General features: G+C 58.6%; 21 protein-coding genes and 1 other RNA gene. 2 read left to right on the forward strand and 20 right to left on the reverse strand.

The features are described from left to right. Positions 1 to 129: 129 nt before the first annotated feature. The 17 genes from Q352_RS0117585 to Q352_RS23050 all read right to left on the reverse strand — a co-directional run bounded on the left by Q352_RS0117585 (position 130) and on the right by Q352_RS23050 (position 9,394). On the reverse strand, positions 130 to 537 hold the full coding sequence (locus tag Q352_RS0117585) for a M15 family metallopeptidase (RefSeq protein WP_028500453.1): 408 nt from the start codon (positions 535 to 537) through the stop codon (positions 130 to 132). Between the two features lie 82 nt (positions 538 to 619). Beyond that, complete coding sequence (locus tag Q352_RS23615; protein ID WP_156952598.1) at positions 620 to 1,159, reverse strand: hypothetical protein; 540 nt, start codon at positions 1,157 to 1,159, stop codon at positions 620 to 622. Between the two features lie 30 nt (positions 1,160 to 1,189). Beyond that, complete coding sequence (locus Q352_RS0117595) at positions 1,190 to 1,624, reverse strand: Mor transcription activator family protein (RefSeq protein WP_028500454.1); 435 nt, start codon at positions 1,622 to 1,624, stop codon at positions 1,190 to 1,192. Continuing rightward, entirely contained in the window at positions 1,621 to 2,031 is a 411-nt protein-coding gene (locus tag Q352_RS0117600; protein ID WP_028500455.1) for a gp16 family protein, read from the reverse strand. The genes Q352_RS0117595 and Q352_RS0117600 overlap by 4 nt, the downstream gene beginning before the upstream one ends. A gap of 62 nt (positions 2,032 to 2,093) precedes the next feature. Beyond that, positions 2,094 to 2,774 (reverse strand): DUF7168 domain-containing protein, encoded by a 681-nt coding sequence (locus Q352_RS0117605; RefSeq protein ID WP_028500456.1) that lies wholly within the window; start codon positions 2,772 to 2,774, stop codon positions 2,094 to 2,096. 5 nt (positions 2,775 to 2,779) lie between these two features. Beyond that, an RNA gene (locus Q352_RS23045) (hammerhead ribozyme type II) lies at positions 2,780 to 2,846 on the reverse strand. Next, positions 2,845 to 3,132: an HU family DNA-binding protein gene (locus Q352_RS0117610; RefSeq protein WP_028500457.1), complete on the reverse strand. Its 288-nt coding sequence runs from the start codon at positions 3,130 to 3,132 to the stop codon at positions 2,845 to 2,847. The genes Q352_RS23045 and Q352_RS0117610 overlap by 2 nt, the downstream gene beginning before the upstream one ends. A gap of 33 nt (positions 3,133 to 3,165) precedes the next feature. After that, positions 3,166 to 3,438, reverse strand: a complete 273-nt coding sequence (locus Q352_RS21835) for a hypothetical protein (RefSeq protein ID WP_036386942.1) — start codon at positions 3,436 to 3,438, stop codon at positions 3,166 to 3,168. A gap of 1 nt (position 3,439) precedes the next feature. Beyond that, complete coding sequence (locus Q352_RS0117620; RefSeq protein WP_028500459.1) at positions 3,440 to 4,060, reverse strand: DUF3164 family protein; 621 nt, start codon at positions 4,058 to 4,060, stop codon at positions 3,440 to 3,442. Beyond that, entirely contained in the window at positions 4,057 to 4,392 is a 336-nt protein-coding gene (locus tag Q352_RS0117625) for a hypothetical protein (RefSeq protein ID WP_028500460.1), read from the reverse strand. Before Q352_RS0117625 ends, Q352_RS0117620 begins: the two co-directional genes overlap by 4 nt. Continuing rightward, positions 4,376 to 4,660, reverse strand: coding sequence for a hypothetical protein (locus Q352_RS0117630; protein WP_036386943.1), 285 nt, complete (start codon positions 4,658 to 4,660; stop codon positions 4,376 to 4,378). The genes Q352_RS0117625 and Q352_RS0117630 overlap by 17 nt, the downstream gene beginning before the upstream one ends. A 1-nt stretch (position 4,661) precedes the next feature. Next, entirely contained in the window at positions 4,662 to 4,988 is a 327-nt protein-coding gene (locus Q352_RS0117635; protein WP_028500462.1) for a hypothetical protein, read from the reverse strand. After that, positions 4,975 to 5,613, reverse strand: coding sequence for a hypothetical protein (locus Q352_RS0117640; protein ID WP_028500463.1), 639 nt, complete (start codon positions 5,611 to 5,613; stop codon positions 4,975 to 4,977). Before Q352_RS0117640 ends, Q352_RS0117635 begins: the two co-directional genes overlap by 14 nt. Continuing rightward, positions 5,613 to 6,356, reverse strand: coding sequence for an AAA family ATPase (locus Q352_RS0117645; RefSeq protein ID WP_036386945.1), 744 nt, complete (start codon positions 6,354 to 6,356; stop codon positions 5,613 to 5,615). Before Q352_RS0117645 ends, Q352_RS0117640 begins: the two co-directional genes overlap by 1 nt. Positions 6,357 to 6,404: 48 nt before the next feature. Continuing rightward, positions 6,405 to 8,516, reverse strand: a complete 2,112-nt coding sequence (locus Q352_RS0117650) for a Mu transposase C-terminal domain-containing protein (RefSeq protein ID WP_028500465.1) — start codon at positions 8,514 to 8,516, stop codon at positions 6,405 to 6,407. Next, on the reverse strand, positions 8,513 to 9,031 hold the full coding sequence (locus Q352_RS23620) for a hypothetical protein (RefSeq protein ID WP_156952599.1): 519 nt from the start codon (positions 9,029 to 9,031) through the stop codon (positions 8,513 to 8,515). Before Q352_RS23620 ends, Q352_RS0117650 begins: the two co-directional genes overlap by 4 nt. A gap of 90 nt (positions 9,032 to 9,121) precedes the next feature. Beyond that, on the reverse strand, positions 9,122 to 9,394 hold the full coding sequence (locus tag Q352_RS23050; protein WP_036386947.1) for a helix-turn-helix domain-containing protein: 273 nt from the start codon (positions 9,392 to 9,394) through the stop codon (positions 9,122 to 9,124). A gap of 247 nt (positions 9,395 to 9,641) precedes the next feature. Between Q352_RS23050 and Q352_RS0117665 the strand changes: the two genes are divergently transcribed. Beyond that, complete coding sequence (locus tag Q352_RS0117665) at positions 9,642 to 10,055, forward strand: hypothetical protein (protein WP_156952600.1); 414 nt, start codon at positions 9,642 to 9,644, stop codon at positions 10,053 to 10,055. Positions 10,056 to 10,788: 733 nt separating this feature from the next. On the opposite strand, the gene Q352_RS0117670 is transcribed toward Q352_RS0117665, so the two are convergent. Beyond that, positions 10,789 to 11,136: an antibiotic biosynthesis monooxygenase family protein gene (locus Q352_RS0117670; RefSeq protein WP_028500468.1), complete on the reverse strand. Its 348-nt coding sequence runs from the start codon at positions 11,134 to 11,136 to the stop codon at positions 10,789 to 10,791. 13 nt (positions 11,137 to 11,149) lie between these two features. Further along, positions 11,150 to 12,250, reverse strand: a complete 1,101-nt coding sequence (locus tag Q352_RS23625; RefSeq protein ID WP_156952601.1) for a cytochrome P450 family protein — start codon at positions 12,248 to 12,250, stop codon at positions 11,150 to 11,152. Between the two features lie 73 nt (positions 12,251 to 12,323). Here Q352_RS23625 and Q352_RS23055 point away from each other — a divergent pair, with 73 nt between their 5' ends. Then, a complete protein-coding gene (locus Q352_RS23055) occupies positions 12,324 to 13,007 on the forward strand; it encodes an ArsR/SmtB family transcription factor (RefSeq protein ID WP_084300356.1) in 684 nt (227 codons plus the stop codon). Positions 13,008 to 13,377: 370 nt separating this feature from the next. On the opposite strand, the gene Q352_RS0117680 is transcribed toward Q352_RS23055, so the two are convergent. Next, a partial coding sequence (locus Q352_RS0117680; RefSeq protein WP_028500469.1) for a transposase domain-containing protein occupies positions 13,378 to 13,614 on the reverse strand: 237 nt, incomplete at its 5' end.

Genomic DNA, 13,614 nt, shown 5'->3' on the forward strand with positions numbered 1-13,614 from the left:
ACGTCAGCGTGTCGTGGATGCCCTGATAGATGAACATGCCGGTCGACGAGGCGCTGGCGATGTTCGCCCACAGTTTGGTGTGGCTCAGGCGGCCGCTGTCGGCGTGGGTGAGCAGCTCGGACCAGCGCATCACGCCCCGCCCTTCGCCAGTTCAAAGTGCGGGAACTCGCGGAAGCGGGCGGTCGGCCTGCCATACCAGTTCAGGCCCAGTTGCTCGCCGATGCGGCCCATCTGCTGCCAGTGCGGATGCGCGGCATCCCACATCGCCTTGCCGTTGATCAGCGGCACCACGTCGAAGGCACGGGCGGCCGGCTTGCCACCCAGGGTGAAGTTGTGTGCGGACTGGCCGGCACGGGCGTTGGTCACGCGCGGACCGGGCCGGGTGCGGCCCTGCGCGTACAGCGCGTCCTGCTCGGCGCCATCTCGGTACGTGCAGGTAATCAGCGGGTCCATGCCGGCCGCATGGCACTGGCGCAGAAAGGCGGTGCACAACGGCTGCAGGTCGGGATGAAGGTCTTCGATTCGGCGGCTGGCCATAGTGGTGGTATCCACTGAAATGATGTGCCGCCAGAATAAGAAAGCGCCCCGTGTGGGGCGCTGTGAAGGGGTTCAGTGGGGTTTAACCTGGCAGTTTACGTGAGCCTAGATTGATAGCAGCAGACTGTAAGGCAATTAGGCTCCGTGTTGCCACTTCATGGGATGACCCGACATTGGTTCGTTGCATCACATAGTTTGCACAAAATGCAGCAAATGCATTTGCTGATTTATCCCACTGTCGTTCATCTACCGCACCAAAAATTGACGCCCCCTCCAGTACATCTAGAGCTGGCGTATGACCGCCGGCTTTTTTTACTTCATTGACAGCGTAGACAAGCATTCCGGCGATTTTTGCCTCAGGAGTCCGATATTGCTCGGAGACTATTTTCAAAAGCCGGCGAGCGTGTTCGACAGAGCGGTCATTGGGAGAAATTGGAGCATCAGCTGAAATAGCCGCAACTTTATAAGCAAGTTCCTGTTTGTCTGGAGCTGGCGGTTCAAATTCTGCTAGCTTTGTTGCTAATTGTTGATTCTCGGCCTCTAGGCTTGCGACCTTCTCCGCTCCACCGCAACCCGCCAAAAGAAACGCCGACACCGCTACAGATAGAAAAATCGTTCTCATGATCCATCCCTCTCGTTTAATGTCGACATCCTAGAACAACGACGACTGCCGTGTCTCGTTCACCTGGTCGGGCTGTTTCAGCACCACCCATACCCAGCGCTCTGTCATCTGATAGCGCCGCGCCAACTGGCTGACCGCGTGAATGGCCGGCAGGTCGCGGGTCAGAGCATCAAACTCGGCGCGTAGCGTGCGGTCACGCACCTCGCGCAATGCTGTCGCACAGCGCGGGATTGCCAGCACCTCGCCGCCGAAGTGACGGGTCAGGATGCCGGCAGCATCGACGCCGACCACCTCGGCCAGCGCGTCAAAGCGGATCTGGCCGCCCCGGCGTTTGTTCTTGCTGACCGGGAAGGTGGTCCCTCCCCAGGCTTCGATCAGACGCAGTGCGGCAGGGAGCCCGATCAACTCCGCAATCAACTGCGCCATCTCCGGCAGTAGGTGCCGGACACCGTCATTCAGTTTCATGAGGTCGGCCTCCCGTGCCGTTTTGCATCGTAGGTCAACGCGGCAATGAGCCGGACCAGTTGATTCGGCTGCAGCCAGCCAGTTTTATCGACACTGAACATGCGTTGCGCCATGGCGTCGGCGTAGCCCCATGGCCTACCTGCCTCGGCCAGCAGCGCCTCGATTTTTCCGATAAGTGCAGCGCGCTCAGCTGCAACCTGCGGCCGCTTTTCCGCATTTTTTGAGGCTTTCGGCTTCCAGCCGCAGCGCTTCAGATGCGCCAGCACCGCATTGACACCAGCCGGCGTCAGCGCACTGGCCGACGACACGCCAGCGACGGCCTGCAGCACGGCACGGTAGGTGTCGTCGTCCATTGCCAGCTCTTTTTTTGCGATATGGATTTTTGCCAGGGCAGGATTGCGGGTCATTTGTCACTCCGTTAAAACACGTTGCGGAGCCGGCCAGTGGTCGGCTCGACACCGTGTTCTGGTTAGCGCAGCGCAAGCGGCTGAGTGCTCACGCCATGATTCAGCTGAGCGTTACGCCCGGAGCGTGAGCCAGCATCAAGGGCATCAAAATCCTTGTCACGAAGATTACGGCCGTTGTTACGGTCTCGCGCTTCCAGGTCTTTGCAGTTGCTGTAACGCTGCCCCATGTATGCATCAATGGCCGCGCGCAGGGCCGGCATTCCGGCAAACTCCCTGACTTGGCGGGCGACGGCACTTACCCAGGCATCGCAAAACAGATCGGCACGACGGGTTTTGTTCGCAGGTTTTAAGCGCTTGCATTCCAATTTAGTAAAAGCGGCACGCTCTTTTTTTACTTGGCGCAACAGTACGGTAAATGCGTATTGGGCAATGTCCGGCGCCGCGCCACAGCCGATAAAACGCCAGCAGCCCGAAGCCCAGCCAGTAGCAAAAATCAGTTCGCAGCCGAAGGCATCACCGACGACGCACGCCAACGTGTTCTCCCATGTGGCCGGCGTACGCTTTGCACCGGATTTGGCACTGGATTCCGATACATCAGATGCCAGCATTTCCAGATCGCTGACATTGAATTTCTCCATCAATGCCCGCGCCTGGCGCAATGCGGCAGCGGCCTCGTTCTCGTTGGCGCTCTTGGATAGTGCCAGGCATTTCTTTATCTTCTCGATTGCGGATTTCTTGTCCATATTGTCCTCGGCTGCTCATCAGTACCGGACCACCACGTCCGGCAGACCGCCGCATACGCGGCGGTTTCGCTTACAGGGCGCCTTTCAGCATTTTCGATGGCGAGAAATGCGGGACGCGGCGGGCCGGGATCTTGATGCTCTCGCCAGTGGCCGGATTGCGACCGCTACGGGCTGCGCGCTGGCTCGCCGACAATTTGCCGATGCCCGGCAGCGGCACCGAGTCATTTGCCAGCAGCGCGCGAGTGGTAACAGCCGCCAGCGAGTCGAGAAATGCGAGCAGCTCACCTTTGCTGGTGGTGCGCATATGCTGGATGCGCAGGTCTTCAGTGATGCGTTCAATCAGTTCGGTCTTGGTCATGGTTTTTCCTTGGTGCTACGTTGAAAAATTCGATCAATCTGGGTCATTGCCAATGGCCAACTGCTTGTCGACGGGATCACGTCTTCTCACGCTATTGGCGTTGACCATTTCCATGCTCAATTTCGGGGGTTCGGTGATCACGTAGCTGTATCCATGGCCGTAGGACACATCGCACCCCGTGGACTCGCTCAAAAGCTTGATCACCTGCAATCCCTTATCTGCATCAATCAACAGATCGGTAAAACCAATGCTCAGGTGGCAAACGGGTTTCTGGCTTCTGCTTGTGCGGGGCTTTGGTGTAGCCATCTCACACCCCCGCAATATCGAGAGGGATGGCGCGGTACTGGTCACTGTCACCGACACGCTCGTACACGCGGACGTACGATTTCGAGCACTGCACCCGAATCGAATCGCCCAGGGCCTGCATTGCGCGCGCCCATTTTTCGTCCTGAATATCCAGCCGGCGCAGGCTGAGAATGCGCCCGGTGCTGATGTTGCCGGCGCGGTCGACCTGAAATGCATCGTTGATGAGTGCCTGAATTTCCGGGCGTGCACCCTCGCTCCATTCATGGACGCACTCGTCGATCAGCACCTTGGCTGCCTGCAGTCCCTCGTCGAAGGTCAGCGTGTCCTGCATGGCACGCTGAACTTTGTAGCGGCCGTCGAAGCCGACCAGCGACACATTGCCCTTGGCCCCGCCGACGCGGGCGTCGTAGCGCTCGGCCGACAGCTCGATAAAGGCACCGATGTCGGCGAACACGCCAGCCTTGAATGCGGCCAGTGTCTGGCTGACAGCGCGAGCCCGCTCGACAATGTCGTCGACCAGTTCATCGCGGGCCAAGTCGATCGGCTTGATCGCTTCCAGTGGAATCAGGCGGCCCTTGGCGTCCTGCTTGTATCCGGTAGGGATGGTGGTTTCGGTGTTCATGCTCGGTTCCGTTTCAGTTCTAAAAGCTGTTGTCTGATGCGTTTGATGTGCTGTCGGCTCGACTCCAGCCGCTCGGGGGTGAAATGCGGTTTTGGTGCCGGTGCCTGCGGCGTGTACCACTGGCGCCGCACGGGGCTGGCCGGCGGTGGCGCTGGCACCAGTACAGGCGGCGGATCGGGGGCAGTCGGTGCCGGCTCGGCGGCGCGCAGCTCATCCAGGTAGTCATGCCAGACGATCTGCCGGGCCTGCCGCAGATCCATCCCATGCTCCGCAACGAGTGCCTCTGCCTCACGCCGCAGCTGGACTTTGGTGACCTCATCCAGCTCGGGCATGTGCCACCTCCAGCCACGCAACCTGGACGCCGTCGATCCAGATGCTGATCAGCTCGCCGACAGCGCTGCGGCGGGCGGTGATGCAGCTGGCCGACCGTCGCAGCGCCGGCCCTGCCGCCGAATCAACAACAATGGTCAGATCCGGCCGCAGCTCGGTCGCGAGGATCTGCACACCCTGCGAGCGCAACTGGCGCAGCACCCGGTTTTGCAGACCGAGCTGGGATGTGACGGTGGGGCTCAAAACGCGGTTCGGGCGACTCGGGATCATTTCATTTCTCCGTTTTGCAGCAGTTTTGGCACTGCTGGCAGGCGCGCCAGTGGGCCATTTTTAGCGGGTTGTGAGACGGGGCCGGGCCGGTGCAATAGCTGCGGCAGACATCGGATTCCAGCGTTTCGCCGAGGTACGGGCAGTCCACCGGTGTATCCAGGTGCTCGACAACAACACGCGCCAGGGTGTCGGTCCGGGCCGTATAGCGACCGGCCAGCGCCAGGCTGATGCTGGTGCGGCTGTAGCCGAGCAGCGCCGCAGTGGCTGCGATGCTGGTTCGGTCTGCCTCAGCACGCAGCAGGTCGAGCCAGTGCTCAGAGGACGTCATCGGGGATGCCCTCCTGCCAGACGACCTGGTTCAGGTTCGGGTCGTATATAGATTTGGTGCGCTGGACCATCGGCGGGCGAGGGCCGGTATAGCGGCCGGGGAGGAATTGATAGCGCGTCTGCACGCCGCCCGTACCGCGCCCATGCCCTTTACTGACGATGGCCACATAACCGGCTCGTTCCAGGTGGTTCAGGTAGTCGCGGGCAGCAACAGGTGAGACGGTGACGCTGGCCGTTGAAGCGAAGCCGGCCAGTTCGGTTCCATTGAAATCGCCGCCCATCATTCGCAGCGTCCGCCACATCTGCTCTGTCGCCAGCCCCTGAATGACAGGTTTGCCAGATTTGGTCAGACGAGGTGCCTCGACGCCGTTGTCGCGGGTCAGGCGGTAGCGTTTAGGCTCCCGGGGGTGGCATGGCACCGTTGTCTGGACGACAACGCCGCCGTTGATCAGGCACGTCAGATAAGTACGGACGGTCTCGGTCTCGACATGTGCTGCACAAACGATGTCGAGCAGGGTGAAGTCGGTGCGCCGCTGGCGGATCGCCTCCCAGATCCGCTGACGGCGGCTTTTACCGCCGATCATTTCCAGATCCGCTGGCCGACGAGTACGATTGGTGGCAGCCATCAAATCGCCCCCCGACGGCGAGGTGCATCGCCGGTGTACAGATCCCGCTCGCCCCACGTCGCCAGCGTCATTTTCGATTCAGCAAGTAGCATGGCTTCTTCGTGAATCAGAGTCAGATTCACCGCAACACGTCGGACGGAACCGGCTGCCAGCTCAACAACATGGGCCATCAGGTCGTCGGCAATCTCGGCATTCGGGCAGTAAATCGGTGCCAGCTTTCGCGCATCCTCTAGACTGACCGGCAGTGCAGGAATCCAGGCCATGACCCGACTGTGAAAACGTTCCCAGCGGCGCAGCTTCTGCGGGATGCTTTCCTCTCCGACCAGCAGCAGCGTCCCCTGACTACCCTCATAAATGTCACGGACCAATTCGATCAGCCCATCCGAACGCAGGCAGAAATCGAATTCGTCGATAATCAGTGCCCGGCGACTGGCTCCGATCTGTTCGCACACCTGGTCCAGCAGCTGCGGGATGGTGCCGATGGGTTTGATGCCCATCTCGAACAGGATTTTCTCCAACAAGGTTTTACGACTCCAGGCGCTGCGCATCTGCACGTAGTAACCGCGCGTTTGATTGGCAAGTGCGCTGCAGGCGACCGTTTTTCCCCTGCCTGCCTCGCCATACATCACGCCGATGCCAGGCAGCCCATCGACTCTCGATAGCAATTTTTCAGCCGCGACTGCGACCAGATCGAGGTTCGAGATATTGGCTACACGATTGACCGGAGATTGGTGCTGCGTCATGATTACTCCCATAGGTTTTGATGCATTGCCGCTGCAACGGCGATGTCGTTAAGCGCTTTGGCGCTGGTAGGTCCGAAACTCAGCGGTCGCCTGATAGGTGTGCCGCCATTTTTTTGCCCGTTCACTGCTGATTTGCTCGATAGACATCCCCTCCAGCCGTTGCCATTCGGCCCAGCGCGCAGCAGGAGTTTCAGGAACTGACCAGTCGGGAATGTCAGAGGGGGGTATTTCATGAGCGACGGTGTCGTTCACTGGAACCACCTCGGTGGCATCCAGGCGCCGTGCCCGCTGTGCGAGTTGCTCCCGGTTCAGATTCATGAATCCGGGAATGCTGATGGTGTTGACGTGTTCCAGTGCTGGCGTGCCATTCAGCTCGGCACGGACCTCATCCAGCCGGGCTTCCAGCCGACGTTCCCGACCGGCTGCCCGTTTCTCACGGGCGCGCTGCAGCAGCGATTTCGGCATGTAGTCGCGTTTGTTCGCGTCCAGCTCAGCCGTACACAGGAACCGGCCATCAGCGTCATAGACCCACACCGTTTGCGGGTCGTGGATGTCGTAGCCGATACGTAACTGCTCGCCGTGAAACTCCTCCAGAGACCGCGAAAAGTAGCGATTGCCCAGCATTTCGATCTCACCTCGGCGTACCGTGCGCAGCATCTGTGGGCGGAACAGTGGCCGGGCTGCGTCATCAGTGACCTGGTGCGCCTCGAATCCAGCCGCGAGGTGCTTGGCCCATGCTTCATCCGGCGTCATGTGACGACGGCGACCGGTCCCCGGATCGACAATCTTCGCTAGGCTGCGATGGGGACGCGCGTTGTAGGCAGCGACCTGCTCCTCGCACAGGCGGACAAAATCCGGCCAACTAAGTAGAGGCATGGCAGTCGCGGCGCCAGCTTGATTGAGTGCCCGACGCGATAGTTTGAAGGTGGCAAGCTTGGCTTCGCGGTCCATGTCGTGACCGATGTAGCCGGCCGATACCTTCTTGGCAGCTTGTACCCAGATGGTCTGGTGCAACCGCTCAATGACGCCGCGTGCCTGGCTGTTGTACGGCAGGCTATTCACCATCTCGATACCGAGCCGAGCCATCAGGCCGGTGGCTGCATCCAGCATCATCTGGTTCTTGTAACCCGAGCCGTTATCGACATAGAACACCGCAGGGATGCCCGCGCGCAGGCAGGCATCACGCAGGGCGTCCAGTACGGCCAGGGCGGACTCGGCCAAGCCGACAGACCAGCCGACGGCGCGGCGAGTGGCGATGTCGACCACGGTGGTGATTTCCGGGCGGAATGGCCGGCCATGCAGCGGATGCTGGACCTCAGCATCAAATGTGTGGCCGTCGGCACTGTAGATGTCGCTTGGCAACAGGTGCTCGAACCCACGACGAATGAACGGCCGGAGGGTTTTCAGCTCGCGCTCACCGAGGCGACCGACCTCTCGGGTCACATTGCCGCACTTTTTCAGGAACCGGCGAACCTGCCAGATGCTGGGCACGCTGGCGCTGGGTTGGGCCTGTTGCCAATCGGGCAAGAATGAGCGGTACGCATGCTCGACCGTCGGCTTTTCTGGTCGCTGGTAGTGACCAAGAAAAAATGGCGCCCAGGCCGGCACGACCATATCGGCTTCACGGTGGCGTGGCGCCAGCATGCCATCACGGTTGTATTCGACGAATCGGAGGATGCTGCGGACCGATGGCAAGCCGTCCCGGCTCGGTCGACCGCGTTGGTCACGCGCCATTTTCAGCATGGCAACCAATTGCGGATTGGCAGTGCCGATTCGGGCCATATCCAACAGAACCGTCGCCGCTTTTTTCATCGGATAGCCAGACCGTTTCATCATCAGCTCTAGCGACTGAAGCACGCCCCGGCGGGCATCAGCAGTCAGCGCTTGAGCCTCGGTCTCGATCAGAGGAAGCTGTTGTGACTGAGTACTGGCAACGGGCAGTGTTTGAGCAGAATCTTCAGCGAGCCGGATCTTGATTGCCGTCATGACATCAGATGGCGGGACGTATTCGTAACCACCACCCCGGCCACTACGCTCGCGACGAGCCCACCCATTTCTGTCTGCCAGACGCTGGAGATTCTCCCGAGTGGAAGGAAGGCCGGGCAGCCGCATCGCAGCCAGTTCGGTCGCACTGTAGGATGTTTTAATAGCGGCGATCATTTGTGCGACCGCTTCATTCTGTGCATCAATTGACCGAACAGCTTCTCGTCCATCTGGCCTTCGATGGCTTTCTGCTTTGCCCTGATATGGCGGTCCAGTACAGCCATGGCACCGAAGTCCGCGCACAAGGCTTCGTCAGCGGTAAGCACCTTGCGGCCGAAGTGATGTGCCATCCATTCCAGCGGGCTGCAGTCGTCACAAACCGTCATCAGCGCCATCAGTGCATCGACCGGAATACGCCGGTCGGACTGACTTGGGGCCGTCCACAGGTCGAGATGTGATTTATTCACGCTCCGGCCAAGGACATCTGACATTCGGTCTGCAACCCGCTCACGGGACTGGCCACGCGAGAAGGCGACATCCAGTACCGCTACTAGTGACTGGCGAATACCCGCATCCCACACATTGTCACCCTGTGTCGCTACGATGCCGGTAGGGGTCTCTATCGCAAACAGGTCCAGGTTGAGTTGTCCATCAACTGGAGATGGGGGGGCAATACGTCTGCGTTTTGCCATTTTTGAACCTCACGTCACAGATCATTCGGTTTGGGGTGTACTGGGCACACCCTCGCGTTAGAATTGAGCGCGTAGAACTACGCGAGGCGCTTAGCCTGGCTGCCTCATATACTTGTCGGCATAGCGGGGCCGAATACGGCGCCCATCCGGCGTCCAGCGGTCAGGCCATAGTTCGTGTGGCGGCACTCCAAGGAACTTGGCTATGACAAGTTCTCCAGAGAAAACGGGCCTGGCCAGCGCGTTGCGGACAGTTGAAGGTGGCAATCCGCGCTCTCGTGCCAGTTCGTTCATCGTGATGCCGCGCTTGCGGATGGCCGCCTTGATATCTTCCTTGTGCCATCCGTTTGCTTGAGCGGGTCTCATGCTCGGCTCCTGTTGGGTAACCGGCGTCTGCCGGTTTTTTGTTCGGGTGCTAATCCCGTAAGTCATCTCTAACGTCACAGTAATTGTGATGTTTTGTGACGTCAAGGGGCGAAGTTGAGCATCACGGAATCATGTTGACTTAAGCGCTGGTCAGACTGGGTTTAACCCATTGATAAAAATGGGTATTTTTCTTTGCTTGTGGATTTTTGTTCTGTGACGCAAAAAGTCACAGATTGGAGGTTTTTCTGTGACGCATGAATTGCGCAGGTATAGCGCCGCTGAACTGGCCTCGATGGGACTGAAGTGCCTTCCCAAAGCGAGAGAGAGCATTTCCAGGCGTGCAGACCGCGAGCACTGGCCCTACATTGAGGAAAGCGCTGCCGGGCGAAATGGCAAGCGCAGGCTGTACGACGTGCCGGCGTATGTGAGGAGGGAGCTGGGAGAGGCAGAACCAACACCCCAAGTAGAGTTGGCCGAGGCTGATACAAGGCTGATCGAACTCGCTGTGCTAGCGCTAGAAGAATGGCTACAGGCCAAAGGCGTTCAGTTGGAGCCCGCACGCAAGTCCGCCATCGTCGCAGTTCTGTATAAGTATCTGCGCGCCCGCAAGGACGCCAGCCGTGAGGACATAGAGCAATTTCTGCGAGCTATCGCCGCCTGAGCCCGGGCCACGTATTGGCCGGCACAGCCCATACGGATATGCTGTGCAGTTTGCAACCTTGTCTTGATGTCTCTGTCAGAAGAAGAACAAGAGGCTGTGGCAGAGATAAAACGCCTGCTTGACGCAGCCGTGGCTGAGCCTGCAGGGCAGTCCTGCACCCATCCACGCTGTCCGCACCGTGCAGCCATACGACCGATGCACAGAGCAGCCAATGACGTGGCCTTCTGCCCCCTTGATCAGGATTGCCCAATGACACCGCACTCTGATGACAAAAATGGCGCAAACCTGTGCAAGGTTGCGCCATTTATTCTCATTTTCGTGCAATAGCTGTTTTCGGACCACCGCACAGATTTCCCCGCCACTATTGGGTTTCCTGCGTTCCTATGGTCAGATCCTCGGTGACAAACTAACTACCACCCCACAATAGCTGGATAAGGGCTCCTTCTCACAAAGTTTTGCTTCCGTTCCTCGAGAGGACTGTGGCTGATTGCGTACCGGCTATGTTGGCACAATGAGAACTGAGTTCTGCTGGGCACTGTGGCGCGACGGGGGGCATCTTGTGGCGGCTGTTCGGCCATTGCAGCCATTCATGACAACGTTGTAGCATGAATGCTTACGGCCAGAAGCAGCCTACCGGTACTACTTACGGCGGTGACGGCTTCTCGGCCGAAGCTGCCATTCGATAGAACGGCGGTCAATGGCTGCTTTACACAAGCTTCCAGACAGGTGCATTTCAGGGCTTGTGATACATCAAACTATCAACGGGTGCCTGTCCCCTATCGAGCAAGCCATAGTCCCGTTCAACGGCAGCCACGCGTAATCGGTAATCTGCAAAGATACTTGTCCGGCCCAATTGCTGGGCGTCGCGGTGTTGCTCTAACTGCCGCCAGAGTTGCACTGCCGCCTCGTCACGCCAAAACGATAAAGACAGTAGCTTGCCGGGCTGACTGAGGCTTTCAAAGCGTTCAATCGAGATGAACCCGTCAACTTCTTGCAGCAGTGGTCTGAGTTCTGCCGCCAAGGACAGGTAGCGCTGCTGTGCACCAGCAGTCAGTTCAACTTCAAAAATGACAGCAATCATTGATAACTCCTCATTAACGAAATTCGGGGACGCGAGCATTTGGCGAACGCCGCCAGGATCGGTTCAAGAGGGTCTGTGCATTTACCCCTTGTTGCAGCAGGTGTTCGATGCCCGTGATGGCAATGGCACGTGCCCATCGCGCCCCCGGGCAAGCATGCACGCCTCCACCAAACGCAAGATTCTGCTCCGAGGACGAAGCGTGGCCAGCCAATAGCAGCAACACCTCATCGCCGCTATGCAGCGGACAACCTGACAGGTTGATATCTGTAGCAACAAAGCGGCGTGTATTCTGGATGGGCGGCAAATCGTTCAGAACATGCTCCACCCATTCAGCAGCATTTCCTTGCCATCCGCGTTGTAGCCCTGCCAGCAAGCCTTGACCCATCAGTCCGGCAGTTCCTTCACAGGCCTGAAACCATAGGCCAATTGCATTGGCTTCAGCCCAAGGCTGGCTGCCATCAGATTTGTCCAGCGCTCCCATGGCCTGCAGCAGGTTTTGCAACAAGGGGCCTGGCATTTGCCATTGCTGCTGAGTACAGTGTGTCAGCCGCTCTGCCGCCATCATCCCCGCCGACATTTCTTCTCCAGTACCTCCCGGCGCCACACAACGGGTAAACGCGAGGACATCATCAACCAGCCCAGACCAATACGACCCATCAATGCCAAACAGTTTGGCCAAGACCAGTATGGGAAGCCCATAGTTAAACCGGGTGACAGACGCGCCATCCAGAGGCAGGGGAAGTGCAAACCAATGGGCAAGCTCTTTCGTGGCTTGCCGTACATCCTGATCGGTTATGCTGTCGAGTGCTGTTTGTACTGCGGCTTTCAATGCAAGGTGTACCGGCCCATCATTCATGCGCACCAGCTTGGCAAAAATATCCGCCGCGGCAGTGCCTGCCAATGTCGCGGGAACCGGTTCGCTCTGCGGGCGAACCATGAGTTCGGGGGCATGGAATACAGCGTGGGCCGTTTCGCGGGATGCAGCTACCCAGCAGCGCCGGTAATGATCAAAAAATAGCCCTTGGGCCGATAGTGTCTGATAGTCGGCACGTGGATCGTCTTTCGTTGCGGCAGAAACGGCATCGGGCATAGTCGGCATTGGAGGCGAAAGCAAGTGAATCTCCTTGAGAACAAGCCGCGCCACCATACGACTGGTTCAGAAGCCATGCTTCGCTTACCATCGAAATATGGATGAATTGCATTTCGAAACACAGCTAGCTGCTGTTGCCGCGGCCATCGGTGACAAAACTCGGATACGCATGCTGTGTGCGCTGATGGATGGTTGCGCCTATACCGCGACCGAGTTGAGTACGGTTGCCGATGTCAGTGCCTCAACCGCGAGCAGTCACCTGGCCAGACTGCAGGATCAGTGCCTGATCGCTTGTGTCCCACAGGGGAGGCATCGCTATTTTCGGCTGGCCAATTTGCAGGTAGCCGAGGCATTGGAAAAGCTGATGGGGCTGGCAGTGCCCGACCAGATCACCTTACGCAGCAATACACCGCAGCGCTTGCGTTTTGCGCGAACCTGCTATGACCACATGGCAGGGGAACTTGCAGTTGCACTGCATGATCGGCTATGTAGTCGGGGATGGATAAATAGCGAGCACTACACGCTCAGTGATGATGGTCAGCAGGCATTTAAACGTCTGGGTTGGTCTATTGCACCGATAACCGGACAACGCAAGTTTGCCTGTGCCTGCCTGGATTGGAGTGAGCGTCGTCCACACCTTGGTGGGCACTTGGGAGCTATGCTCCTACTTGCATTCGAAAGACAGGGATGGGTAGTCCGTCAGTTAGATAGCCGCGCGTTGCAGCTGACAAGCTTAGGGAAGAAAGCATTGCTTGCTCATTTTGATTTGGTATTCAAATGAGCGGGAAATGGATATCAAGACATAAAGTCAGATACCATTTCCCCCGCAGCCTCTGCCATCAGCAATTCTGAGTTGTTTGCAACGAACCGAGTTGTCACCATGAATCATCCCCTGTTTTCGTAGACATTTGACAACGGCGGGTGGACGTCATGAAGTTACTGATCACGACCTCTCGACTGTATGGCCGCCTCGGCCGACAACCAGTTATATTGCAGTGACACCGGCTTTCAGGGCAGCTTTTCGGCCATTACAGCTGTTCAGCCCCTCACGCTTGAACGGCTGCAGTAGAGCACAAAGCTGACAGCGCAGTCTCTAGAAATTAGGGCCGATTCAGAGTAAGCGCCCGGTGAACCCCTGTTGACGCGCGCCATCATTCCTCGGCCGACCACCGATGCGGCAGCAGTTCCGCTATCCGACTCTGCTTCCAGCTCGGCAGGCGCGTGAGCACATCCCGCAAATACGCATACGGGTCATGCCCGTTCAGCCGGGCCGACTGGATCAGGCTCATGATTGCGGCCGCTCGTTGGCCGCCGCGCAGCGAGCCTGCGAACAGCCAGTTCGACCGCCCGACCGCCCACGGCCGGATCTGGTTCTCGACCCAGTTGTT

The sequence above is a fragment of the Microvirgula aerodenitrificans DSM 15089 genome, assembly GCF_000620105.1.
Taxonomy (GTDB): domain Bacteria; phylum Pseudomonadota; class Gammaproteobacteria; order Burkholderiales; family Aquaspirillaceae; genus Microvirgula; species Microvirgula aerodenitrificans.

Excerpts from the sequence above, each read along its gene's own strand:
- Q352_RS0117585 (WP_028500453.1), bottom strand. The coding sequence starts at position 537 with ATGGCCAGCCGCCGAATCGAAGACCTTCATCCCGACCTGCAGCCGTTG.
- Q352_RS23615 (WP_156952598.1), bottom strand. The coding sequence starts at position 1,159 with ATGAGAACGATTTTTCTATCTGTAGCGGTGTCGGCGTTTCTTTTGGCG.
- Q352_RS0117595 (WP_028500454.1), bottom strand. The coding sequence starts at position 1,624 with ATGAAACTGAATGACGGTGTCCGGCACCTACTGCCGGAGATGGCGCAG.
- Q352_RS0117600 (WP_028500455.1), bottom strand. The coding sequence starts at position 2,031 with ATGACCCGCAATCCTGCCCTGGCAAAAATCCATATCGCAAAAAAAGAG.
- Q352_RS0117605 (WP_028500456.1), bottom strand. The coding sequence starts at position 2,774 with ATGGACAAGAAATCCGCAATCGAGAAGATAAAGAAATGCCTGGCACTA.
- Q352_RS0117610 (WP_028500457.1), bottom strand. The coding sequence starts at position 3,132 with ATGACCAAGACCGAACTGATTGAACGCATCACTGAAGACCTGCGCATC.
- Q352_RS21835 (WP_036386942.1), bottom strand. The coding sequence starts at position 3,438 with ATGGCTACACCAAAGCCCCGCACAAGCAGAAGCCAGAAACCCGTTTGC.
- Q352_RS0117620 (WP_028500459.1), bottom strand. The coding sequence starts at position 4,060 with ATGAACACCGAAACCACCATCCCTACCGGATACAAGCAGGACGCCAAG.
- Q352_RS0117625 (WP_028500460.1), bottom strand. The coding sequence starts at position 4,392 with ATGCCCGAGCTGGATGAGGTCACCAAAGTCCAGCTGCGGCGTGAGGCA.
- Q352_RS0117630 (WP_036386943.1), bottom strand. The coding sequence starts at position 4,660 with ATGATCCCGAGTCGCCCGAACCGCGTTTTGAGCCCCACCGTCACATCC.
- Q352_RS0117635 (WP_028500462.1), bottom strand. The coding sequence starts at position 4,988 with ATGACGTCCTCTGAGCACTGGCTCGACCTGCTGCGTGCTGAGGCAGAC.
- Q352_RS0117640 (WP_028500463.1), bottom strand. The coding sequence starts at position 5,613 with ATGGCTGCCACCAATCGTACTCGTCGGCCAGCGGATCTGGAAATGATC.
- Q352_RS0117645 (WP_036386945.1), bottom strand. The coding sequence starts at position 6,356 with ATGACGCAGCACCAATCTCCGGTCAATCGTGTAGCCAATATCTCGAAC.
- Q352_RS0117650 (WP_028500465.1), bottom strand. The coding sequence starts at position 8,516 with ATGATCGCCGCTATTAAAACATCCTACAGTGCGACCGAACTGGCTGCG.
- Q352_RS23620 (WP_156952599.1), bottom strand. The coding sequence starts at position 9,031 with ATGGCAAAACGCAGACGTATTGCCCCCCCATCTCCAGTTGATGGACAA.
- Q352_RS23050 (WP_036386947.1), bottom strand. The coding sequence starts at position 9,394 with ATGAGACCCGCTCAAGCAAACGGATGGCACAAGGAAGATATCAAGGCG.
- Q352_RS0117670 (WP_028500468.1), bottom strand. The coding sequence starts at position 11,136 with ATGATTGCTGTCATTTTTGAAGTTGAACTGACTGCTGGTGCACAGCAG.
- Q352_RS23055 (WP_084300356.1), top strand. The coding sequence starts at position 12,324 with ATGGATGAATTGCATTTCGAAACACAGCTAGCTGCTGTTGCCGCGGCC.